Annotated in this window: 19 protein-coding genes; 8 read left to right on the top strand and 11 right to left on the bottom strand. The window is 69.9% G+C overall.

Annotation, left to right across the window (positions count from 1 at the left end; genetic code table 11):
• Positions 1–5 precede the first annotated feature (5 nt).
• Entirely contained in the window at positions 6–968 is a 963-nt protein-coding gene (locus ACWENQ_RS20450) for a hypothetical protein (RefSeq protein WP_354910555.1), read from the top strand.
• On the opposite strand, the gene coaE is transcribed toward ACWENQ_RS20450, so the two are convergent.
• Positions 958–1,545 carry a dephospho-CoA kinase gene (coaE, locus tag ACWENQ_RS20455; RefSeq protein WP_449920855.1) on the bottom strand — a complete coding sequence of 196 codons (588 nt, stop codon included), beginning with the start codon at positions 1,543–1,545 and terminating at the stop codon, positions 958–960. The genes ACWENQ_RS20450 and coaE overlap by 11 nt on opposite strands.
• Before the next feature lie 34 nt (positions 1,546–1,579).
• Positions 1,580–2,026 (bottom strand): GNAT family N-acetyltransferase, encoded by a 447-nt coding sequence (locus tag ACWENQ_RS20460; RefSeq protein ID WP_452415640.1) that lies wholly within the window; start codon positions 2,024–2,026, stop codon positions 1,580–1,582.
• 117 nt (positions 2,027–2,143) lie between these two features.
• Here ACWENQ_RS20460 and ACWENQ_RS20465 point away from each other — a divergent pair, with 117 nt between their 5' ends.
• Both ACWENQ_RS20465 and ACWENQ_RS20470 read left to right on the top strand, forming a co-directional pair.
• The gene (locus tag ACWENQ_RS20465; protein ID WP_452415642.1) at positions 2,144–2,317 is read left to right on the top strand and encodes a hypothetical protein; all 174 of its coding nucleotides are present in this window, start codon (positions 2,144–2,146) and stop codon (positions 2,315–2,317) included.
• A gap of 125 nt (positions 2,318–2,442) precedes the next feature.
• A complete protein-coding gene (locus ACWENQ_RS20470) occupies positions 2,443–4,458 on the top strand; it encodes a CehA/McbA family metallohydrolase (RefSeq protein WP_452415644.1) in 2,016 nt (671 codons plus the stop codon).
• Between the two features lie 199 nt (positions 4,459–4,657).
• On the opposite strand, the gene ACWENQ_RS20475 is transcribed toward ACWENQ_RS20470, so the two are convergent.
• Positions 4,658–5,116 carry a transposase family protein gene (locus ACWENQ_RS20475; protein WP_452415645.1) on the bottom strand — a complete coding sequence of 153 codons (459 nt, stop codon included), beginning with the start codon at positions 5,114–5,116 and terminating at the stop codon, positions 4,658–4,660.
• A gap of 199 nt (positions 5,117–5,315) precedes the next feature.
• Here ACWENQ_RS20475 and ACWENQ_RS20480 point away from each other — a divergent pair, with 199 nt between their 5' ends.
• The 3 genes from ACWENQ_RS20480 (at position 5,316) to ACWENQ_RS20490 (ending at position 9,343) form a co-directional block, all read left to right on the top strand.
• Positions 5,316–5,747, top strand: coding sequence for a hypothetical protein (locus tag ACWENQ_RS20480; protein WP_452415647.1), 432 nt, complete (start codon positions 5,316–5,318; stop codon positions 5,745–5,747).
• The gene (locus tag ACWENQ_RS20485; RefSeq protein ID WP_452415649.1) at positions 5,744–7,789 is read left to right on the top strand and encodes a M48 family metalloprotease; all 2,046 of its coding nucleotides are present in this window, start codon (positions 5,744–5,746) and stop codon (positions 7,787–7,789) included. The genes ACWENQ_RS20480 and ACWENQ_RS20485 overlap by 4 nt, the downstream gene beginning before the upstream one ends.
• A gap of 369 nt (positions 7,790–8,158) precedes the next feature.
• Entirely contained in the window at positions 8,159–9,343 is a 1,185-nt protein-coding gene (locus ACWENQ_RS20490) for an acyltransferase family protein (RefSeq protein WP_452415651.1), read from the top strand.
• 462 nt (positions 9,344–9,805) lie between these two features.
• On the opposite strand, the gene rpsA is transcribed toward ACWENQ_RS20490, so the two are convergent.
• From rpsA to polA, 3 genes are all read right to left on the bottom strand, one after another.
• The gene (gene rpsA, locus ACWENQ_RS20495; protein WP_449920869.1) at positions 9,806–11,287 is read right to left on the bottom strand and encodes a 30S ribosomal protein S1; all 1,482 of its coding nucleotides are present in this window, start codon (positions 11,285–11,287) and stop codon (positions 9,806–9,808) included.
• Positions 11,288–11,511: 224 nt separating this feature from the next.
• Complete coding sequence (locus tag ACWENQ_RS20500) at positions 11,512–12,615, bottom strand: polysaccharide deacetylase family protein (RefSeq protein WP_452415652.1); 1,104 nt, start codon at positions 12,613–12,615, stop codon at positions 11,512–11,514.
• A gap of 876 nt (positions 12,616–13,491) precedes the next feature.
• Positions 13,492–16,182, bottom strand: coding sequence for a DNA polymerase I (polA, locus tag ACWENQ_RS20505; RefSeq protein WP_452415654.1), 2,691 nt, complete (start codon positions 16,180–16,182; stop codon positions 13,492–13,494).
• Positions 16,183–16,301: 119 nt separating this feature from the next.
• Here polA and ACWENQ_RS20510 point away from each other — a divergent pair, with 119 nt between their 5' ends.
• Complete coding sequence (locus ACWENQ_RS20510) at positions 16,302–16,646, top strand: PaaI family thioesterase (protein ID WP_354910544.1); 345 nt, start codon at positions 16,302–16,304, stop codon at positions 16,644–16,646.
• A 153-nt stretch (positions 16,647–16,799) separates the two neighbouring features.
• Here the strand turns inward: ACWENQ_RS20510 and ACWENQ_RS20515 are convergent, their stop codons facing one another.
• From ACWENQ_RS20515 to ACWENQ_RS20525, 3 genes are read right to left on the bottom strand one after another with little or no spacing between them, the layout of a single operon-like run.
• Entirely contained in the window at positions 16,800–17,552 is a 753-nt protein-coding gene (locus ACWENQ_RS20515; RefSeq protein WP_354910543.1) for an amino acid ABC transporter ATP-binding protein, read from the bottom strand.
• A gap of 8 nt (positions 17,553–17,560) precedes the next feature.
• Positions 17,561–18,451: an amino acid ABC transporter permease gene (locus tag ACWENQ_RS20520; protein WP_449920877.1), complete on the bottom strand. Its 891-nt coding sequence runs from the start codon at positions 18,449–18,451 to the stop codon at positions 17,561–17,563.
• A 3-nt stretch (positions 18,452–18,454) separates the two neighbouring features.
• The gene (locus ACWENQ_RS20525) at positions 18,455–19,384 is read right to left on the bottom strand and encodes an ABC transporter substrate-binding protein (protein ID WP_354910497.1); all 930 of its coding nucleotides are present in this window, start codon (positions 19,382–19,384) and stop codon (positions 18,455–18,457) included.
• A 197-nt stretch (positions 19,385–19,581) separates the two neighbouring features.
• Between ACWENQ_RS20525 and ACWENQ_RS20530 the strand changes: the two genes are divergently transcribed.
• On the top strand, positions 19,582–20,127 hold the full coding sequence (locus tag ACWENQ_RS20530; RefSeq protein WP_452415655.1) for a DUF4352 domain-containing protein: 546 nt from the start codon (positions 19,582–19,584) through the stop codon (positions 20,125–20,127).
• 50 nt (positions 20,128–20,177) lie between these two features.
• On the opposite strand, the gene ACWENQ_RS20535 is transcribed toward ACWENQ_RS20530, so the two are convergent.
• The gene (locus ACWENQ_RS20535; protein WP_449920883.1) at positions 20,178–20,915 is read right to left on the bottom strand and encodes an ABC transporter ATP-binding protein; all 738 of its coding nucleotides are present in this window, start codon (positions 20,913–20,915) and stop codon (positions 20,178–20,180) included.
• Positions 20,905–21,645 carry an ABC transporter ATP-binding protein gene (locus ACWENQ_RS20540; protein WP_354910542.1) on the bottom strand — a complete coding sequence of 247 codons (741 nt, stop codon included), beginning with the start codon at positions 21,643–21,645 and terminating at the stop codon, positions 20,905–20,907. Before ACWENQ_RS20540 ends, ACWENQ_RS20535 begins: the two co-directional genes overlap by 11 nt.
• Positions 21,646–21,665: the final 20 nt, after the last annotated feature.

The following is a 21,665-nucleotide window of genomic DNA, read 5'->3' on the forward strand; positions in this document are numbered from 1 at the left end:
GTCCTATGGGAATCTCCGCGCGGCTGCGCGACATCGCGGGCAACCTCGACATCATCGTGGTTTTCGTGGTCGCCATGGTGGTCGGCGGCCTCGACCTCCTCAACGTCATCGAGGACGGCAAGGCCGACGGCGTCATCCTGCCGGTGCTGGCGGCTCTCGCCTTCGTGTGGATCAGGGACCGCCACCGCCAGCGCCGCGTCGCCGACCAACTGGCCAAGGTGGCCACCACGACCGACGGCATGTGGTCGCTGCTCACCAGCGGGCAGTCGGTCATCACGCTGACCGGGCCCGCCATCAGCAGGGAGCTGACCGCCGCCCGCGCCGAGACCGACCGCTGGCTGTTCAAGGGCAGCACCGGCACCTTCACCCGCGCCGTCACCCTGCCCGAGTGCGTCGAGCACGCCCAGCGCCAGCGCAGGAAGCTGACCTTCCGCCTGGAGATCCTCGACCCGGCCGACCTCGACCTGTGCGCCGCCTACACCCGCCTCCACCGGGACCTCGCCCCGGCCGGCACCGAGGAGAAGACCTGGACCGACCTGGGCACCCGCCAGGAGCTGTACGCCACCATCCTGGCCGCCTGCTGGTACCGCCAGCGCAACCGGCAGTTACTCGACATCGAGGTCCGGGTCTCCCAGACCCTCTCGCTGTTCCGCTGGGACCTGTCGTGGAGCCGCCTCATCATCACCCAGCGCGGCCCCGCCTTCCCCGCCGTGTCCATCCCGCGCGGCAGCCCCCACTACAACCTGTGGGCCACCGAGCTGGAGAACAGCCTCAGCCAGGCCCGGCGGCTCCCGCTGGAGCGCGCCACCCCGCTCGGCGACACACCCACCGTCGAGGAGGCCCACCAGCTGTTCGCCGCCCTCGGGGTGGCCGTGGACCTGGCCCCGGCCGACCTGCTGGAGGTCACCCGCATCGCGCTCGACCACCTCGACCCCTACCGCGACCACGTCGCGACGGTCAACCCGTGAGCCGCCGCCACACCTCGGCGACCCGGGCGTCCAGGTCGTCCAGCGAGCCCTCGTTCGGGATCACGACGTCGGCGACCGCCAGCCGTTCCTCCCTGCCGGCCTGGGCGGCGATCCGCGCCCTCGCGTCCTGCTCGGACATGCCCCTCACCCGGGTCAGCCGCTCGAGCCGGACCTCGTCGGCGGCGTCGACCACGATCACCACCTCGTACATGGGGGCCAGCTTGTTCTCCACCAGCAGCGGCACGTCGTAGACCACCACGGCGTCGTCGGGCGCGTCCTGCTGCAGCCGCGCGACGCGCTCACCCACCAGGGGATGGACGATCCCGTTCAGCGTGGCCAGCTTGTCGGGATCGGCGAACACGATCGAGCCCAGCCGTTCCCTGTCGAGCGAGCCGTCCGGGCGCAGGATCTCCTCGCCGAACGCGGCCACCACCCTGGCCAGCCCCTGCGTGCCGGGCTCGACCACCTCACGCGCGATCTTGTCGGCGTCGATGACCACGGCGCCGCGCTGCGCCAGCCGCTTGGAGACCTCGCTCTTACCCGACCCGATGCCGCCGGTCAGACCCACTTTCAGCACAGGCAGAGCCTATCCGCCGCGCGGGCCCCGCAGATCAGTCTCGCCGCATGTGCACCAGCGTGAGGTGATCGTCCATCCGCTCCCGGTGTGTCTCCCTGTAGCCCAGGCGACGGTACAGGCGCAGGTTGCCCTCCGACAGGTGACCGGTGAACAGGTCGAACGCCGCCGCCTCCGGCACCGCATCATGCAGGGCCTCCAGCAGGGCGGTGCCGACGCCGCGGCCCTGCGCGTCCGGCGCGACCACCAGCCGCCCGACCCGGCAGGCGGTGCCGGCCAGCCGGCCCCTGACCGCGCCGACGATCCGCTCGCCGTCGGTCGCCTTGAGCACCACGGCCGACTCGATCGCGGCGCGCACCTGCTCCACCGACTCGACCAGCGGGGGGATGAACGGGTCACCGTACAGCTGGGCCTCGGTGACGTAGGCCGCCCGCTGCACCGTCAGGATCTGTCCCGCATCGCGTGCCACCGCCCGCACGATCATGCGCCCACCCTACCGGCCACCCACCCTCCGGACAGGGCAGGCAGCCCCCGCCACCCCGGCCCCCGCGCAGCGTTCGTCCGCATCGCCCCGGCCGAGCGGCGCGGCCAGGCGGTCAGCGTGGCGACCTCCGTGCTCACCGCGGTACAGGAGCTGGGCGTGCCGCTCAGCGGCCCGCTTGCCGATCTCGCCGGACCGTCGGCCGCGATCGCGATGTACGGAGTGGCGGGCACTATCGCCGCCCTCCCCCTCATGAGAACCTGGCGACGCCGGGTCGCGATCACGGGCCGCTGAGCCGGGTGCAACGCATCCACATGACGATCATGAACCAGAACCCGAGCGGCAAGGGCCACGCTGCCCGGCCTCGACCATCCGGCACCTGATGAAGATCGAGATGCTCCGTCGACCAGGAGTGACGCATGTGTGACGATCCGATGCTTCCCGAGCCGGTGGCCCGCGCGGTCGCCGACTACCGCGACCTGCGCGACAGGCACGGCCTCACCTGGGGTGAGGCACCCTTGGGGTACGTCGTCCAGGCCCGCGCCACCGTTTTCCTCGACCGGCGCTACAACTACGTGACCGCCGCCCTGCGGCAGCTCGCCGAGCGGCACCCCGGCGCCTCCCCCGGCGAGCTGGAGGACCGGCTCGGCGAGGTGGACGCGGACAGGGCCGTGCGCGACGGGCTCGGGGGCGACGTGCTCGGCCACCTGCCGGCGCTGCGCCTCACACCTGAAGGTGTCACCCTGGAGGCCCGCACGAGGGTCGTGCTCGGCGACGCGCCGTTCCGGACGGCCCTCCTGCTCGACTCCAGCCGGGAGGAGCCGGTCACGGTCGTCGTGGACGGCGTCGCCCACGAGGTGGCCCCGCGCGGCGCCAAGGTGGTCGAGGCCGCACGCGAGGTACGGGTCGGCGGCCAGGCGGTGGACCTCGCGCCGATAGCCAGGCGGGCGCCTGCGGCCAGGCTACGGCTGCGCGCCGGCCTGCCGTGCCGGTGGAGCATCACCGGCGTGGACGGGCAGGGCTGGTATCCCGAGGGTGCGCCGCACAAGGTGGACGCGCACCTGCGGCCGTACTTCCACGGCGACGACCTGGTGGTGGAGGTGCCGGCCGAGCCGGTCAGGGTGCGCGTCACGCGCGGCATGGAGTACACCGAGTCGGGTGTGTCGCTCACGCCTGCCGCGGGAGAGGAGACGCTGGTGGAGCTGACACCCGAGCGGCTCTACGACGCGGCGGCCCACGGCTGGTACGGCGGCGACCTGCACGTCCACCTCAACTGGATGGGAGAGGAGCCCGCCGCTCCCCGGCTGGCGGCGGCGGCGCAGCACGGCGAGGGCCTGCACGTGCTCGGGCTGGTCGCGGGCAACGTGGCGGGTCGGCGGGTCTACGACCTGGAGGCGCTGGCCCACTGGGTGGGCCGCGACCTGCCGTGGTCCGACAGCGAGCACATCGCCCGGCTCGGCGTCGAGTACCGCAACGACCTGGTGGGCCACTTCAGCGCGTTCGGGCCGCGCGGCCTGCCCGAGCGCTACCACTCGGGCTTCGCGGGCGAGGCCGACTGGCCGCCGAACGCGACGGCGCTGGAGGAACTTCGCGCCTTGGGCGCGATGACGGGCTACGGCCATCCGTTCCACCAGCCGGTCTCCGACGACGACCCGCCCGAGGCGGTCCTCGACCGCGGGCGTGACTGCTCCGCCAGGGAGATCGTCGCCGACGCCGCTCTCGGACTGGTCGACACGCTCGACGTGCTCAACCACTCGTCGATCCAGGGGACGGCGGTGGTCTACCGCCACCTGGTCGGGGCCGGCAATCGGCTCGCGGTCACGGCCGGGACCGACGCCGTGCTGTCCTTCTGCCGGCGCGGCACCGCATCCGGCCCTCCAGGCTGGGCCCGGGTGTACGCGCACGTGGACGGGCCGCTCACCGCGGAGTCGTACATGGAGGCGGTACTGCTCGGCCGCACGTTCGCCACCACCGGGCCGTGGCTCGGGCTCACCGTGAACGGCCACGAGCCTGGCGACACGCTGGACCTGGCGCCGGGAACCCGGGTGGAGATCGAGGTGGTGTCCATCGGGCCCGAGGTGGAGCGGCTGGAGATCCGCACCGCCGACGGCGTCGTCGCCGAAGGACCGCCCGGCCGGCTGACGACGACGCTGGCGGTGGGCGAGCCGACCTACGTGGTGGCCGTCGCGAGCGGCGGTCCGCACCCACGCTCGCAGGCCCGGTGCGGCGCCTACGCGCACACCAGCCCCGTCTACCTGGACGTGGCGGGCGACCATGTGGCCCGGGAGTCGGACGTGCGCTGGTGCCTGGCGTGGCTCGACCGGCTGGAGGAGCTGATCGCGGAGTTCGGCCGGTTCGAGAGCAAGGAGCAGCACGCCGACCACCTCGCCGTGTACGAGCGGGCCAGGCAGGTGTACCGGTCACGCCTGCGATGAGCTTGACCCGACGACCCGGAGCCGCCGTACCCGGTGAAGCCCATCGGGCATCGCGTGGATATACCGGGCCTGTACGCGGCTGACGAATCCCTACTTCCAGCAGCCGCCATTCCCGGTTGAGGTCGCACGTTGTCACGGCCTTTCACCGCGATGACGGGACGGGAAAGTGCGTATTCACATTCGTGCTCCGGTCGCGCCCTTACCGGCGTCGTGATGCCCGTTTCAGCGGTCTCGAGAAGCTGTAGTACGAGAATCGCCTTGACGGCCTGCGCGAAGTGGGCAGCAGCGGAGCTCGCGGAGGATACGCCAGGTCTTCAGTCGCGCATTGGCGCGCTCGCCGGGGCCGCGCAGCTTGGCGTGGGCGGAGTTCGCGCCCTTCTGCGAGGCGGGCTTGTTCTTCCCGTTGTACCGGCACACGCACATGCTCACCCGCGCCGACGTAACCCTTGTCGGCGAGCGTGACCAGCCCGGCGGCGGCCAGACGGCGCAGGATGCCCCGGATGCGAACGGCCTTCAGATCGCGCACCGACCCGGGCAGCGAGCCCGAGGTCCACAGCGGCGCTTGTTTCCTCGGCTGGTCGACTCGGGGGAGCCAGGGGACCAGCCGATTTCTTTCGGCCCGGGGGGCATACCCGGACGTAGTTTTTCGTCCCTTCACCAGGCCCCAGCGAGAGCACGACCATTCGTGCCCGCGCGATGAGGCAGCATGCCCCGGGTCTTGCCGCAAGCCCCGGGGTGCGCTATGCGGTAAAAGCGGCGAAGAGTGCGAGCTGGTCCAGCGCGTAATGATTCACCAGACAGCGGACCTCGGGGCTGCCTATATTTCAGGGACCAGAATTCCCGCGTTGGAGGCCCAGGTGTCCGATGTGTTCGCCAAGGATCTCAGCCGTCGAGTCGTGATGAGAATCGCTCCCTCCGAATCGCCCCTGTTCGATCAGACCTGGGACGCGCTCGGCGGCAGGAACAGGTCGAGGCCTCATCGGGAGCCGCTCGGGTTCGGGCTGCCAGGGGTGGACGAGATGCTGGTGACGGCGATCGTCTCCGGCGTCGTGACCACGGTGCTCATGGATGTGGGCAAGGACGTCGGCTCGTGGACCGGCCGGCTGATCGGCCGGTTGCGCCGTCGTCCGAGGGAGCTGCCCGAGGGCCCGCCGCCGTTGTCTCCGGCCCGGCTGGCGGAGATCCGGAAGGTCGCGTACCGGAAGGCGCGCCGGATGGGCATGTCGGAGGCACAGGCCGACGCACTGGCCGATGCGGTGGTGAGTGAGCTCGCCCGCAAGCCGTCATGAACGGCCGCATCCCGTCGGCCACCGCGTCCGCGTTCGTCCTGCTGATCAGTCTGGCGTTCGCGACGACCGCGATCTACCGGCCAGGGGTGTTCGACCTGCTGTCGACGCATGGGCCGGAGGTCGCGGCAAAGGTCAGGGAGGCGTGCCTGCTGGCGGCGTTGAAGGGCCGGGACGATCCCGCGTGCGAGGTGATGAGCCGTGCGGCTGACCAGGATCTCCGACCGGGCACGTTGCTCTGTTTCGCGACACTCATCCTGCTCACAGGGCTGCAGTACTGGTTCGGCCCGGCCTGGCGGATCCGCCGCCGGCGGCTGCGTCCGGTCGTCGGCGAGGTCCACGATGAGTTGCGGCGGATGTCCGAGGAGGTGCTCGGCGGCCGCCGGGTCGTCTTCCTGCTCGACGTGCTCAACCCCGCGGTGGCCGGGCTGGCGTTCGGCCGGGCCGGGCACAGGTATGTCGTGATCAGCCGGGGCACCTTGATGTTGTTCGAGCGCGATCGGCCGCTGTTCCGTGCGGTGGTACTGCACGAGCTGGCGCACGTGCGCAACAGGGATCTGGACATCACGGCGGTGACGCTGGCGATGTGGCGGTCGTACGCCGCGGTGATCCTCGTGCCGGGCCTGCTCGCCGCCGTGATCGGGGTGCTGTCGGAGCATGCGCCGTTCCTGCGGTCCGAGCAGATGCCGTTCGGCTCGAACGTGGTGCTGTCGTGGTTGTTCGCCGCCCAGATCGCCGGACTGGCGGTGCTGTCGTGGCTGACCCGCTCGGTGGTGCTGCAGTCGCGTGAGCTGATGGCCGACGCCCGCGTGTTGTCGTGGCAGGAGGACGCGACGCCGCTGCGCCGCCTGTTCGAGGAGGCGCCGGCTCCGCGCCGGTGGCCGGTGTCGCTGCGGGTGCGCACCCACCCGCATCTCGCCGTACGCCGGGCCGCACTGGACGATCAGGCGCCGCTGGTACGCCAGGGCTTCGTCTTTCCGCTGGCCCTGGGCGGCTGCTTCTCCCTGACCATGGATCCTGCCACGTCGCTGACCGCGCAGGGACGCACCAACACCTTGCCGTGGCCGGCGGAGGTGTTCGCCCTGCTGCTGGCCGTCGCGCTGGGGTTGCGGGCGTTGCGGGCCGTGGGGGCGGAGAGCGACGCCGTGCACGTGCCGCTGGGCCTGGCCGTGGGGCTGGCGGGTGGCTGGGTTCTGGCCCCGAGCAGGATGACGGACCACGCGCTGGCCCCGTTCCCCGTGTCGGTGCAGCTCGCCGGGCTGGTGGTGCTGGCGGTGGCGGGCCTGCTGCTGGGGGTCTGGGTGCGGTGGGTGGCGAGAGTGTGGGCGCCGCGGGTGCAGGGCCTGTGGTCGGCGCTGGCGCTGCTGTTGCTGATCGCGGCGGTGGTGACGCTGAGCGCGCGGACGTTCTACGGCATCCAGACCGACATCATCATCGCCCATGTCCAGAAATATCCGGCCGTCTCCGACCCGCTGGCACACGTCCTGATCAGCGCGCAGATCGTGCTGGACACCCGGCTGTCGCCGGGCGTCCTGCTGCTGATCGCCATCGTCCTGCTCATGCTGGCCCCGATGGCGGTACGTCTGGCCACCCTCGGCGAACGCCGGCCGCCGATGCCCCGCCGCAATGGCCGCATCGCCCTGGCTCTGGGCTGCGGAGCCGCCGCGGCGGTGATCACGGCGTTGGTGTCGGGCACGGTCAACGGCTACGTCTTCCAGAGCCCTGGCACCACCCTGTCGGGCTTCATCGCGGCCGGAGCCGCTTTCGGCGCCGCCCTCGCGGCCGGCGTGGCCGGGTTGTCCGGGACGTCGCCGGTCGCGAAGGGCATGGTGACAGGGCTGGCCGCCGCGGTGCTGTACGCCCTCGTGCTGGAGTTGGTGGTGCTCCCCATGAGGGCGGCGCTGCCGTGGATGATCCACATGCTCATCCTGGAGCGCATGCTGGAGGCCGCGCTGATCGCCGGGCTGGCCACGGCCCTGCTGGCCCGGTTGCTGCCCGTCCGCAGGGAGCTGGGTCCGGTCGGCGGTGTACCCGTACGGGGGTGAGATCGGCTCTCCCTGGGCGAAGCGGTCGGGGGCGAAGGCGGAGACGTCGACGGTCTGCGGGATGCCTAGGGCGAGCCTGGCGAGAGCCTCTTGAACCCCATCCCGGAGAACCCAGCCGTGCCGATCAGCCCTTCGGCCCCGGTCACGGAACCGAGCATCGGCCAGGCATCGGGCCAGGCATCGGGCCAGGCATCGGGCCGGGCATCGGGCCGGGCATCGGGCCGGGCATCGGGAAGCGCATCCACCGCGGAGAAGGTCGATCGGCCGTGAGCGAGGGCCCTTTCCTGCGTCCAGGGAATCGATCGTCGGTACGGGAGACGTGTCCCTGGTTGGGGGCGATTGGCCGGGCAGGTCCGATAAGTTGGCTAAATGTCCTTTGCCAGCACATTGGCGCCACCGAGCGGAACTCCCGTTCTGTCGCGTCTGGCGTGGCTGGACGCGCTCCGCGGCATCGGGGCGGTCGCCGTACTGGCCGAGCACATGCTGCCGTGGGTGATCCCGTCGCTGCGGCCGTACTGGTTCAACCTCGGCATGTACGGCGTGCTGGTCTTCTTCCTCGTCAGCGGCTACATCATCCCGACCTCCCTCGAACGCCGCGGCGACGTCGGCGGCTTCTGGATCGGCAGGATCTTCCGCCTCTACCCGCTCTATCTCACCGTGATCGCCGTGGTGCTGGCCACCTCGTGGTGGATCCCGGTCCGCGTGGACGTCCCGCGGGAGCCGTCCTCGGTCGCCGCGCACGCCACGATGCTCCAGGACGTCCTCGGCACCGCCGCCCTGGTCGACACCATGTGGACCCTCGCCTACGAGATGGTCTTCTACCTGGTGGTCACCATGCTGTTCGTCGCTCGAGGGCACCGCCGCAGCGGCCCGATCGCGATCGTGTTCGGCGCGGCCGCCGTGGTCAGCGGACTGGTCATGGCCGCCGCGCCGGTCCCGCCGGGCCCCTGGCCCTCGTGGTCGGCGTTCGCGGTCTTCGGTGTCGGTCTCGCGTGCCTGGTCAGCGGCAGGTTCGTGAAGCCCGCCGCCTGGGTCATGGGTGCCGGCGCCCTGGCTCTGCTGGTGCTGACGAGCAGGGTGCCGTGGTTCGGGCTGGCCATCCTCGCCGTCATGTTCGCCGGGACCGCCATCCAGCGGTGGGAGCGGGGCGAGGGCGCGCTGTGGCCCGTCGCGGTCACGGCCGCCCTCGTCGCGGTGGCACCCGCGTGGGCGACCCAGGCCGGCTGGTGGTGGGTACGGCCCGGCGTGTGGATCACCACGATCGCCCTGGCAGCCGCGACGTTCGCGGGGGCGATGGTGTTGCGGCGGCGCCTTTCGTTCCGCTTCCTGGCGTGGCTCGGAACGATCAGCTATTCGCTCTACCTGCTGCATCATCCGCTGCTGAAGGCCTTCGTCGTCGTGACGGGGGATCTGCGCCGGGCCGCGCTGCCCGTCCAGGCGGGGATGGCCGCGCTGTATGTGGTGCTGGTGCTGGGGGCCAGCTGGCTGACCTACCGCTGCGTGGAGTCCCCCCTGCAGCGCCTCGGCCGCCACGTCATCACCCGCCGCCGCTGACCCTGAGCTGACAACACCACCCACACCGACCCACCGGATGCCACCCGGGCCGATGCTTCCCCGCACCCGGTAAGGCTTCCGCGCCGTGCCGATGGCTACCGGATGCCGGCTACTCGCTGCTCTCCCGGCCCGGTCGCCGGACCCGTCGAACGAGGGTGGCTCGGTGTGCCTGGTCCGTCGGGGCGGCCGGCCACGTGCGCTCGGTGACGCGTATCCCTGGACAGGCCCCGGCCCCGTGCCCAGGGTGGCGCGTGGCACGGCTTGCCGTACGGGAAGAAAAGCGCCCCGCCGTACGGGAAGGAAGGCAACCCGCCGCACGGGGAACGAAGGCAACGCGCCGCACGGGGAAGAAAGCGAGTCGCCCTACCGGAACCACAAGAAAGAAGCGCGGGAACGGGAAAGGCCCCGCACGAAGGTCGTGCGGGGCCTTTCGGCTAGCTCAGGTCGAGCGAGGGTAGAGCGTCAGCTCTGCCCGCCGGCGAGCTTCTCGCGCAGGGCCGCGAGGGCCTCGTCCGAGGCGAGCGCGCCCGCGGCCGGAGCCGAGGACGAGCTGCTGCTGGACGGGGCCTGGGTCTCGCCGCTGTAGGACGAGGGGACCTCACCGGCCTCAGCCTCGGCCTTGCGGGCCTCCTCGATCTGCTTCTTGTGGGCCTCGAAGCGGGTCTGCGCCTCGGCGTACTGGCGCTCCCACTCCTCACGCTGCCTGTCGAAGCCCTCGAGCCACTCCCCGGTCTCCGGGTCGAAGCCCTCGGGGTAGATGTAGTTGCCCTGGTCGTCGTACGTGGCCGCCATGCCGTACAGCGTCGGGTCGAACTCGACCTCGGCGCCGACGCCCTCGTTGGCCTGCTTCAGCGAGAGGCTGATGCGACGACGGTCGAGGTCGATGTCGATGATCTTGACAAAGATCTCGTCGCCGACCTGGACGACCTGCTCGGGGATCTCCACGTGGCGCTCGGCCAGCTCGGAGATGTGGACCAGGCCCTCGATGCCCTCCTCGACGCGGACGAACGCACCGAACGGCACCAGCTTGGTGACGCGGCCCGGCACGACCTGGCCGATCTGGTGGGTGCGGGCGAACTGCTGCCACGGGTCTTCCTGCGTCGCCTTGAGCGAGAGGGAGACGCGCTCGCGCTCCATGTCGACGTCGAGAACCTCGACGGTGACCTCCTGGCCGACCTCGACGACCTCGGAGGGGTGGTCGATGTGCTTCCAGGACAGCTCGGACACGTGAACCAGACCGTCGACGCCGCCGAGGTCCACGAACGCACCGAAGTTGACGATCGAGGACACGACGCCCTTGCGGACCTGGCCCTTCTGGAGGGTGTTGAGGAAGGTCTGGCGGACCTCGGACTGGGTCTGCTCGAGCCAGGCGCGGCGGGACAGGACCACGTTGTTGCGGTTCTTGTCCAGCTCGATGATCTTGGCTTCGAGCTCGCGGCCGACGTAGGGCTGCAGGTCGCGAACACGGCGCATCTCGACCAGGGACGCCGGCAGGAAGCCGCGCAGGCCGATGTCGAGGATGAGACCACCCTTGACGACCTCGATGACGGTACCGGTGACGATGCCGTCCTCGTCCTTGATCTTCTCGATCGTGCCCCAGGCGCGCTCGTACTGGGCGCGCTTCTTGGACAGGATCAGGCGACCCTCCTTGTCCTCCTTCTGGAGAACGAGGGCCTCGACGTGCTCGCCGACCTCGACAACGTCGGCCGGGTCGACATCGTGCTTGATCGAGAGCTCACGCGAGGGGATGACACCCTCGGTCTTGTAACCGATGTCGAGCAAGACCTCGTCTCGATCGACCTTGACGACGGTGCCCTCGACGATGTCGCCGTCGTTGAAGTACTTGATGGTCTCGTCGATCGCGGCGAGGAAGGCCTCTTCGGAACCGATGTCGTTGACCGCTACCTGCGGGGTGCTCGAGGTGGCCTCGGTGCTGCTCGTCATGTGTGGAATTGCTCCGAACGCGGACAGATGTCGATGTGGCGGATGCGCAGCAGGCTCTCTTCCGCATCAAGCCGAGGATGACGTCATCGACGAGACCGAGCGCGAGCCCGCTCCGTCTGAGGCGCGCGCGAGCCCACAGCGCAGCGATCAGCATATGAGACCTGGCGGGCGGGGTCAATCCGAGGACACGGGAGTGCAACGGGCGCAAAGCCGCGTGAGGCCGCCTAGTAGGCGTTGAGCTGGGCTCTCCGCTTGGCAGCGATATTACCCGCAGATTTCCGTGGGATGGAGATCCGCTGTGGGTCTCCATCGGAGACGTAGCGCTCACCAGGGTGCTTGTTCAGCCATTCCAGCCAGTACTCCGAGCACCACTTCCGGCATTCGCCCCGTTTGCCGTTGCTCTGGATGCGTTGGATCGCACCCCGATCGAAATTTTTCGCGTAAGGCGAAACGGAGGGCTCCGCTCCTGCGAGGAAGACGCCGGCGAAATCATATCCGGTGCCGTTCCATGATCCGGCCCTGGCGATCTTCTTGGGGTGCGGCATGGAGCCGAACGGCAGCGCGAGCGTGTCGCCCTCCGGCGCGCCGAACTTCTTCAGCAGCCGTTGCAGCCTGACGATCTGCTCCTTGACCTTCTTGTCCGGCAGCACGGCCAGGTTGGGGTGGCCCCAGGTGTGGTTGGCCACCTCGAAGCCGTGGTCGGTCAGCCACCGCACGGCCCTGGCCTGGTCGTCCTGCCGCTGCAGCCCGAACGGCTGGCGGTTGACCCAGAAGGTGGCCACGGGCCGGAAGCCGGGGTACTTCCTGGCCACGTCGTAGATGATCGCGACGGCGGTGTCCTTCTTCGGCATGCCCGTACCGTCCAGCGCGAAGTGGCTCGGGTGGCCGTCGTCGAAGGTGAGCACGACGGGGAACTTGCCGGCCGGCACCGCGATGTCGCCGGTCACGAACTCCTTGGCGGTGATCGGGACGTACCCCTGCCTGGCCAGCTTCTCCAGCTCCTGGCGGAACTGCGAGGGCGTGCGGTCGATCGACGCGAACCGCTTCTTCATGATCCGGTGATACATGATCGCCGGGACCAGGCCGAGCTCGTTGGCCTTCACCTGCTTGGCGAACTCCGGCGTGGCGGTGACCGGGGGCGGCCGGTCGGAACTGGGCAGGTCCGCTTCCGCCTCGGGGGTCGCAGGAGCGTTCCCTGACGGCTTGGCCGTGCCGACCGTCGCGGCCTGCCCGACGGTGGGCTCGCCGGCTGTGGGCAGCAGTAAGAGGGTGGCGATCGCGATCGTGATGACCACGACGTTGGCTATCCCGATGATCCGCGTGAGCAACGCTGAATTCCGCACTGAACTCCCGTGCCGATCGGGGGCAGACCAACCATCTCAGCCTAGACCAGAACGGCTCAGAGGCTTTCATGATCGATCCGCCCGGTGGTCACATTCTCCTGCCGCTGCCCGCCGCCGGCGGCCGCAACCCCGCGCCGAGCGCTTCCCGCACAGGCCGGCCCTGTCCAGCCGAGGCATCCACCCGTCACGAGCAGGGCGCATCCTCAGCGGGCGGGTCACGGGCGAGGTCAGGATCCCGAGCGAGTCACGCCGACCGAGTCACGCCGAGCGCCGCGCATCCGGACGGCCACGCGCCGGACGAAGCGCACGAGCGTCCAGAAGGACACCCGCCAGGCCCAGACGGAGGGCACGGGCCTCCGGAAGGACACCCGCCCGGCCCGGACGCAGCGCACGGGCCTCCGGAAGGACACCCGCCAGGCCCAAACGGAACGCACGGGCCTCCGGCAGGACAACCTGGGCAGGTCGTTCGCCGGCGGACAGGCGCCGTGCCGAGGGCGCGGGAAGCGCCGCTCCCCCGAGACGAAAAGCCCGTCAGCCAGCCCCCCGTGGCCGGCGGCATCGGCAGCGGCCACGGCAGGCCGCGCGCGAGCGTCCGCCCGCGGTCCGAAGAAGGCGGCCGACGACCCCGGCGTCCGCCACCCCGGCCCCGCGGGGCTGGAGTGGCGTGATGGACGGGCGCCGGCCCCGTGCCCAGGGTGGCCTCTCCCCCGCGTGCCGTACAGGCATGGGGCCCTTCCCGTGCGTGCCGTACAGGCACGGGAGCCTGTCCCGTGAAACGGGCGCGGTGGCCTCTCGCGGGCGTGCCGTACAGGCACGCCCGTCGGTGCGCCCGGCGGGCATTCCCGGCCGGACGCCCGGCGGTCAGTGGCCGGCGTCCTCCCAGGTGCGGCCGACGCCGACGGAGACCTCCAGGGGCACGCGCAGGCTGTAGGCCGAGTTCATCTGGTCGCAGACGACCTGGCGGAGCGTCTCCAGCTCGCCAGGGGCCACCTCGAAGACCAGCTCGTCGTGCACCTGCAGCAGCATGCGCGAGCGCAGCCCCTCCTCGCGCAGCGCCTGGCTCACGTGGAGCATCGCGACCTTGATGATGTCGGCCGCCGAGCCCTGGATCGGCGCGTTGAGCGCCATCCGCTCGGCCATCTCCCGCCGCTGCCTGTTGTCGCTGGTCAGGTCGGGCAGGTAGCGGCGGCGGCCCATGATGGTCTCGGTGTAGCCGTCCTTGCGGGCCTGGGTGACGATCTCGTGCAGGAAGTCGCGGACCCCGCCGAACTCCTCGAAGTACTCCTCCTTGAGCGCCCTGGCCTCGGCGACGGGGATGTTGAGCTGGCCCGACAGGCCGAAGTCGGACAGCCCGTAGGCCAGGCCGTAGTTCATCGCCTTGATGCGGGCCCGCAGCTCGCCGTCGACCTGCTCGGGCGGCAGGTCGAAGACGCGTGCGGCGGTCGCCTGGTGGAAGTCGTGGCCTGACTCGAAGGCGGCGATCAGCGACTCGTCGCCCGACAGGTGGGCCATGATCCGCAGCTCGATCTGGCTGTAGTCGGCCGTCAGCAGCGTCTCGTAGCCCTCCCCGACGACGAAGCCCTGCCGGATGCGGCGGCCCTCGGACGTGCGGATCGGGATGTTCTGCAGGTTGGGCTTCTCGCTCGACAGGCGCCCGGTGGCGGCGACGATCTGGTTGAACGTCGTGTGGATGCGTCCGTTGTCGGAGATCTCCTTGATCAGACCCTCGACGGTGGTGCGCAGCTTCTGCTGGTCGCGGTGGCGCAGCATGATGACCGGCAGCTCGTGGTCGGTCTGCGTGGCCAGCCAGGCGAGCGCGTCGGCGTCGGTGGTGTAGCCGGTCTTGGTCTTCTTCGTCTTGGGCAGGTTGAGCCTGACGAAGAAGATCTCCTGCAACTGCTTGGGCGAGCCGAGGTTGAACGGCTCGCCGACCACCCGGTGCGCCTCCTCGACGGCCTGCTTGACGGCGGCGCCGAACTCGGCCTCCAGGCCCGCGAGGTAGGCGCGGTCGGCACCGATGCCGGCCCGCTCCATCTCGGCCAGCACGCTCAGCAGCGGGAGCTCGACGTCCTCCAGCAGCTGGGTGCCGCCCCGCCCGGCCAGGAACGACTCCAGCGAGTCGGCCAGCTCGCGCACCGCGTGGGCGCGCAGAGCGAGGTCCTTGGCGGGCGCGTCCTCGTCGTCGCCGAACAGCGCGGCCTGGCCGCCGGACTCCTCCTCGACCTTGAGGTCGCGGTGGAGGTAGCGGCGGGCCAGATCCTCGAGGGCGAAGGTGCGCTGGCCGGGCATGGCCAGGTAGGCGGCCAGCGCCGTGTCGCACGACAGGCCCTTCAGCTCCATCCCCTGGGCCCACAGGGCCAGCATGGGCCCCTTGGCGTCGTGGACGGCCTTCGGCCTCGCCTCGTCGCCCAGCCACGCCCTGAGGGCGCTCTCGTCGGCCTCGGTGAGCCGTGTGGGGTCGATGTGGGCGGCCGTGCCGTCGGGCGAGGCGATCGCGATGCCGTCGATGCGGCCGCGGCCGCTGCCGTAGGCGCCGCGGAAGGCCACTCCCGCGCGGCCCTCGGGCATCGCCGACAGCCATCCGGCCACCCTGTCGGGGCCGAGGATCACGGTCTCGACCTCGAAGCCCTGCTCTGGCTCCGCCTCGCCGGTGCCGAGCACCTTGAAGACGCGCTCGCGCAGCTCGCCGCGGATCTGCAGGGAGTCGAACAGCTTGTTGATCTCCTCGCGGTCCCAGGTGCCCTGCCGCAGCTCGGCCAGGTCGGCCTCGACGGGCACGTCGCGCAGCAGCTCGGTCAGCCGCCGGTTCATCAGGACCTGGGCGACGTGCTCGCGCAGCTTGTCGCCGACCTTGCCCTTGACCTCGTCGACCCGGTCGATGAGGGCGGTCAGCGAGCCGAACTCGCGCACCCACTTGGCCGCGGTCTTCTCGCCCACGCCGGGGATGCTCAGCAGGTTGTCGCTGGGGTCGCCGCGCAGCGCGGCGAAGTCGGGGTACTGCTGCGGGGTCAGGTCGTACTTCTCCTGCACGGCCTCGGGAGTGAAGCGGGTCATGTCGCTGATGCCGCGCCGGGTCATCAGCACCGTGACCGCGGGGCTGACCAGCTGGAGCGCGTCGCGGTCGCCGGTGACGATCAGGACGTTCATGTCCTCGGCGGCGGCGCGGGTGGCCAGCGTGGCGATCAAATCGTCCGCCTCGTAGCCGGCCAGCGACAGCCGCGGGATGCGCAGCGTGTCGAGCAGCTCGAAGATCAGCTGCATCTGGCCGCGGAAGTCCTCCGGCGTCTCGCTGCGGTTGGCCTTGTAGTCGGCGTACTCGGCATGCCGGAACGTGGGCTCGGACCGGTCGAAGCACACCACCACGTTGGTCGGCTGCTCATCCCGCAGGATGTTGGTCAGCATGGAGGTGAACCCGTAGACCGCCTCGGTGTGCTGACCGTCGGTGGTCATCAGGTTGGCATCCTTCAAGGCGTAGAACGCCCGATAGGCAAGGGAATGCCCATCCAGGAGCAACAGGCACGGACGGGCGGGGGTCACTTCACTCTTCGGCACACTCGCAGCCTAGTCTCCATGTGCGACAGAAAACGTGAGCTCTAGGTACAGGAGGCGTCCCCTTGACGTTCGACGTGGCAGCGGTGAACGAGCTGAACAAGGGCACGATCGGCGAGCGCATGGGCATCGAGTTCCTCGAGGCCGCCGCCGAGCGGGTGGTGGCGAGGATGCCGGTGAAAGGCAACACCCAGCCGTACGGCCTGCTGCACGGCGGCGCCTCGGTGGTCCTCGCCGAGTCGATCGGCTCGATCGGCGCGGCCATCCACGCCGGACCCCGGCGCATCGCGGTGGGGATCGAGATCAACGCCACCCACCACAGGTCCGCGACCGAGGGTTACGTGACCGGCGTGGGCACCATGCTGCACGGCGGCAGGTCACTGGCGAGCTACGAGGTGGTGATCACCGACGAGCAGGGCCGCCGGGTGTGCACCTCGCGCATCACCTGCATGCTGCGGGACGCGTGAGTCACAGGCGCGACTTGTGCCTATTCTTTGCGCGCCCGCCCCGGGGATCGCTACGGTGGTGCCGACAGACCCGCGGGGAGGCCGAGTAGAAAACGTGTGGGGCCGGGGAAGCCCTGCACGGTCCCAAAGGCCCCCCCGGGTTGCCCCTTACGGCTAGAGCACCTTCGACAGGAACAGCTTCGTCCGCTCGTGCTGCGGATTGCCCAGCACCTCGCGCGGCGCCCCCTTCTCGACGACGACGCCGTCGTCCATGAACACCAGCGAGTCGCCGACCTCGCGCGCGAAGCCCATCTCGTGGGTGACCACGACCATGGTCATGCCCTCCCGCGCCAGTCCCTTCATGACGTCGAGGACCTCGCCGACCAGCTCGGGGTCGAGGGCGGAGGTCGGCTCGTCGAAGAGCATGAGCTTCGGCTGCATGGCCAGCGCCCTGGCGATCGCCACGCGCTGCTGCTGGCCGCCGGACAACTGGGCGGGGTAGTTGCGCATCTTCGCGCCCAGCCCGACCCGCTCCAGCAGCTCGGCGGCCCTGGCGCGGACGGCGGCCGAGGACTCCCGCTTGACCCGCTGGGGCGCCTCCATGACGTTCTCCAGCGCGGTCATGTGCGGGAAGAGGTTGAAGCGCTGGAACACCATGCCGATGTCCTTGCGCTGCGCGGCGACCTCCTTCTCCTTGAGCTCGTGCAGCTTGCCGCCGTGCTCGCGGTAGCCGATCAGCTTGCCGTCGACCCACAGGCGGCCGGCGTTGATCTTCTCCAGGTGGTTGATGCAGCGCAGGAAGGTGGACTTGCCCGATCCCGACGGGCCGATGACGCACATCACCTCGCCGTTGCGCACCTCGAGGTCGATGCCCTTGAGCACCTCGACGTGGCCGAAGTTCTTGCAGACCTGCTCGGCCCTGACCATCACATCGCTCACGCCGCACCGCCTATGATCCTGACCCGGCCGCCGCCAGGGTGCGCTCCCCTGGCGAAGTGGCGCTCCAGGTAGTACTGCCCCACCATCATGATCGAGGAAAGGATCAGGTACCAGATGCACGCCATGATCAGCATCGGGATGACCTGATAGGTCGAGGCGTAGATCGTCTGCGCGGTGAAGGTCAGCTCGAGGTACGGCACGGCCGCCACCAGCGAGGTGTTCTTCAGCATCGAGATGGCCTCGTTGCCCGTCGGCGGCACGATGACGCGCATCGCCTGCGGCAGGACGATCCTGCGCATCGTCTGCATGCGGGTCATGCCCAGCGCCTGGGAGGCCTCCTGCTGGCCGGGATCGACCGACACGATGCCGGCCCTGATGATCTCGGCCATGTAGGCGGCCTCGTTCAGGATCAGGCCGATCGCCGCCACCAGGGCCAGATTCCCCACCAGCGACTGCGTGCTGAAGCTGATGAACTCCGGCCCGAAGGGGATGCCGAGGCTCAACGTCGGGAACAGCGCCCCGATGGCGCTCCAGATCAGCAGCTGGGTGTAGAGCGGGGTGCCGCGGAAGATCCACAGGTACACCCACGCCGTGCCGCGCATCAGCGGGTTGGGCGACATCCGCATCAGCGCGAGCACGACGCCCAGGCCGATGCCGCCGACCATGGCCACGAGCGTGAGCCAGATCGTGTTGCGCACGCCGTTCAGGACCGGCGCGGACAGGAAGTACCGCCACTGCTCGGGCCAGTTGTAGTTCGGGTTGGTGATGAGGTTGCTCACCAGCATCGCGGCGAGCACCACGATGACGGCCGCCGCCACCCACCGGCCGGGGTGCCGGACGGGCACGGCCCTGATCACCTCAGGGCGTGCCCTCTCCGTGTCGCTCATGGGTTATCCCTGTGCTCCGTTGATGACCGGGTCCGTGATGGCACCGTCGCCGACGCCCCACTTGTCGAGGATCGACTTGTAGGTGCCGTCCGCGATGAGCTCCTTCAGCGCGCCGAGCCACGCGTCCTTGAAGGTCGCGGAGTTCTTTCCGATGGCGTAGCCGTAGGGCGCGGTGTCGTAGGCCTGGCCGATGATCTCCAGCTTGCCGCCGGTCTGCTTGACCGCGTAGCCGACGATGGGCGAGTCGGCGAGCATGCCGTCGATCTTGCCCGACACCAGGTCGGCGTTGACCTCGGTCTGCTGCTTGCGCACGACCTGCTCGATGGCGGGCTTGCCCGCCTTGGTGCACTCCTCGCTCTTGGCCTTGATGTCGTCGACCTGCACGGTGCCCTGCTGCACACCGATCTTCTTGCCGCAGGCGTCGGCGGGGTTGACCGCCTTCGGGTTGCCCGTCTGGGTGGCCCAGGAGGTGCCCGCGGAGTAGTAGGTGACGAAGTCGACGACCTTCTCCCGCTCCTTGTTGTCCGTGAAGGAGGAGGCGCCCAGCTCGTACTTGCCCGACTGCAGGCCCGGGATGATCGTGTCGAAGCCGGCGTTCTGGAACTCGGCGGTCAGGCCGAGCTTGCCCGCGACGGCCTCCACCAGCTCGACGTCCCAGCCCACGATCTTCTGCGTGGCGGGGTCGACCGACTCGTTCGGCGGGTAGGAGGCGTCGACACCGACGATCAGCTTGCCGTCCGACTTGATGGCGTCGGGCACCATCGCCGCCAGCGTGCTCTGCGGGCTGGCCGCCGCCGAGGAGGCCCCGGTTGCCGCCGTGGCCGCCGGACTGGCGGCAGTGGTGCCGCCTCCGCCACCACAGGCCGTGAGCGTCAGCGCGCCCGCGACGACGAACGTGCCAGCCGCGAGCGCGCGGCGGGAAAGAGTACCCATACTCACAACGGTCCCCTTCGGTTCCTGGTCTTGTCGCAGAGATGCTCCCGCAAGCTTGTCACCAGGCAGATCACCGCTCAGACACAATCGGACAACTTCCTACAAGCGTAAGTCTTTCGATGAAGACCGAATATCGGCTCAACATCTCTTGCGGCGGACACCTGTCACATTGCCCGCCCTCCTCGTACGGTGGCGACGTGCGCCGACCCGTCCTCACCGCGTGCGCCCTCGTGGCGCTGAGCGCCCTCCTGGCCGCCTGCAGCCCCGCACCTCCACCGGCGAAGCCTCAGGCCAGCCCGACCTACGACCTGCCGGCCCGCCCGGTCCGCGTCAACGAGGTGCCGATCCACGCGGCGCCCGTCACCGACGGCGACACGCGATTCCAGGTGATCGGCCTGCAGACCGGCCAGGCCAGCCTCTCAGGCAGCCACGCGGAGTGGCCCGCCAAGGGGCAGTTCGTCACTGTCCGTGTCGTGGTGGAGAACCCGGGAAGATCCACGTCCCGGTTCGACGCGCGCAAACAGCGGCTCGTCACGGCCGACGGGCGGGAATTCCCCATCAGCGACACCGCGCAGATCACCAAACGCCAGCCCGTCGAGATCCCGGTGGGCGCCGGCGTGCGCATGGAGATGGACCTCTGGTTCGACATCCCCAAGGACGCCAGACCCACCGCCGTCAAACTGTACGGTGACCCGCCCATCGGCTATCCCACCACCGACGGCGTCCGGGTGGCGCTCACGTGAGGGTGAGGTGAGCGCGGGCGGAACCTGGACGGCCCCGCCCGCGCCGTACGTCAGTGCTGCTGGCCGTTGGGGCTGGTCTCGCCCAGGTCGCCGCCCAGATAGGCGGCGCGCACGGCCGGGTCGTTGAGAAGGTCGTGCGCCGGAGCGCTCTTGACGATCTTCCCGGTCTCCAGCACGTAGGCCCGGTGGGCCAGTTGCAGCGCCTGCTGGGCGTTCTGCTCCACCAGCAGGACCGTCGTGCCCCTGCGGTTGATCTCCTCGATGATGTCGAAGATCTGCTTGACCAGTAGCGGCGCCAGACCCATCGAGGGCTCGTCGAGCAGGAGCACCTTCGGCTTGGCCATCAGCGCCCTGCCGATCGCCAGCATCTGCTGCTCACCGCCGGACATCGTGCCCGCGGCCTGGTTGCGCCGCTCGGCGAGCCTGGGGAACAGCTCGTAGGCCTCGTTCAGCTCGGGGGCGATGTCGCCGCTGCGCGAGTAGGCGCCCATCAGCAGGTTGTCGTGGACCGACATGCCGGGGAAGATGCCGCGGCCCTCGGGCGCCTGGCCCAGGCCCGCCTCGACCCGCTTGTGGCCGGCCAGCTTGCTGATGTCCTTGCCGTCGAAGACGATCGAGCCCGACGACAGCGGGCGCAGGCCCGAGATGGTCTTCAGCGTGGTCGTCTTGCCCGCGCCGTTGGCGCCGATGAGTGTGACGATCTCGCCCTCGTTGACCTCGACCGAGATGCCCTTGATCGCCTCGATCTTGCCGTAGTGGACGTGGATGTCCTTGACCTCAAGAAGCATCTGCGGGTGCCCCCAAGTACGCCTCGATGACCCGAGGGTCGTTCCGCACCTCGTCGGGCAGGCCGTCCGCGATCTTCTGACCGAAGTCGATGACGCCGATGCGGTCGCTGATGCCCATGACGAGGCTCATGTCGTGCTCGATCAGCAGGACGGTGCGCCCCGCGTCCCGGATCTTCCTGATGAGCTGCTGCAGCGACTCCTTCTCCGCGGGGTTCATGCCCGCCGCGGGCTCGTCGAGCAGCAGCAGCTTCGGCTTGGTGGCCAGCGCCCTGGCGATCTCCAGCCGGCGCTGGTCACCGTAGGCGAGATTCTTGGCGTAGTCGCCGGCCCGGCTGGCCACGCCGCAGAACTCCAGCAGCTCCATCGCCAGCTCGCGGCCCTCGCGCTCGGCCTTGCGGTGCCACGGCAGGCCGAGAGCCACGCTGACCATGCCCGACCTGTGGTGCGCGTCGGCGCCCACCATGACGTTCTCCAGCGCCGACATGTTGTGGAACAGCCGGATGTTCTGGAACGTACGGGCGATGCCCCGCTTGGTGATCTTGAAGCGCTTCAGGCCGCTGATCTTCTCGCCCTCGAAGCGCACCTCGCCCTCGGTCGGCTGGTAGACGCCGGTGACCACGTTGAACACCGTGGTCTTGCCGGCGCCGTTCGGGCCGATCAGCGCGAAGATCTCGCCCTCGTTGACGGTGAGCTCGACGCCGCGCAGCGCCGTCACGCCGCCGAAGCGCATCGTGAGCCCTCGCAGCTCGA

It is taken from the genome of Nonomuraea sp. NPDC004354 (assembly GCF_053602555.1).

Excerpts from the sequence above, each read along its gene's own strand:
- ACWENQ_RS20450 (WP_354910555.1), top strand. The coding sequence starts at position 6 with ATGGGAATCTCCGCGCGGCTGCGCGACATCGCGGGCAACCTCGACATC.
- ACWENQ_RS20520 (WP_449920877.1), bottom strand. The coding sequence starts at position 18,451 with ATGAGCGACACGGAGAGGGCACGCCCTGAGGTGATCAGGGCCGTGCCC.
- ACWENQ_RS20485 (WP_452415649.1), top strand. The coding sequence starts at position 5,744 with ATGAACGGCCGCATCCCGTCGGCCACCGCGTCCGCGTTCGTCCTGCTG.
- ACWENQ_RS20515 (WP_354910543.1), bottom strand. The coding sequence starts at position 17,552 with ATGGTCAGGGCCGAGCAGGTCTGCAAGAACTTCGGCCACGTCGAGGTG.
- ACWENQ_RS20540 (WP_354910542.1), bottom strand. The coding sequence starts at position 21,645 with ATGCGCTTCGGCGGCGTGACGGCGCTGCGCGGCGTCGAGCTCACCGTC.
- rpsA (WP_449920869.1), bottom strand. The coding sequence starts at position 11,287 with ATGACGAGCAGCACCGAGGCCACCTCGAGCACCCCGCAGGTAGCGGTC.
- ACWENQ_RS20470 (WP_452415644.1), top strand. The coding sequence starts at position 2,443 with ATGTGTGACGATCCGATGCTTCCCGAGCCGGTGGCCCGCGCGGTCGCC.
- ACWENQ_RS20510 (WP_354910544.1), top strand. The coding sequence starts at position 16,302 with ATGGGCATCGAGTTCCTCGAGGCCGCCGCCGAGCGGGTGGTGGCGAGG.
- ACWENQ_RS20525 (WP_354910497.1), bottom strand. The coding sequence starts at position 19,384 with ATGGGTACTCTTTCCCGCCGCGCGCTCGCGGCTGGCACGTTCGTCGTC.
- ACWENQ_RS20460 (WP_452415640.1), bottom strand. The coding sequence starts at position 2,026 with ATGATCGTGCGGGCGGTGGCACGCGATGCGGGACAGATCCTGACGGTG.
- ACWENQ_RS20535 (WP_449920883.1), bottom strand. The coding sequence starts at position 20,915 with ATGCTTCTTGAGGTCAAGGACATCCACGTCCACTACGGCAAGATCGAG.
- ACWENQ_RS20490 (WP_452415651.1), top strand. The coding sequence starts at position 8,159 with ATGTCCTTTGCCAGCACATTGGCGCCACCGAGCGGAACTCCCGTTCTG.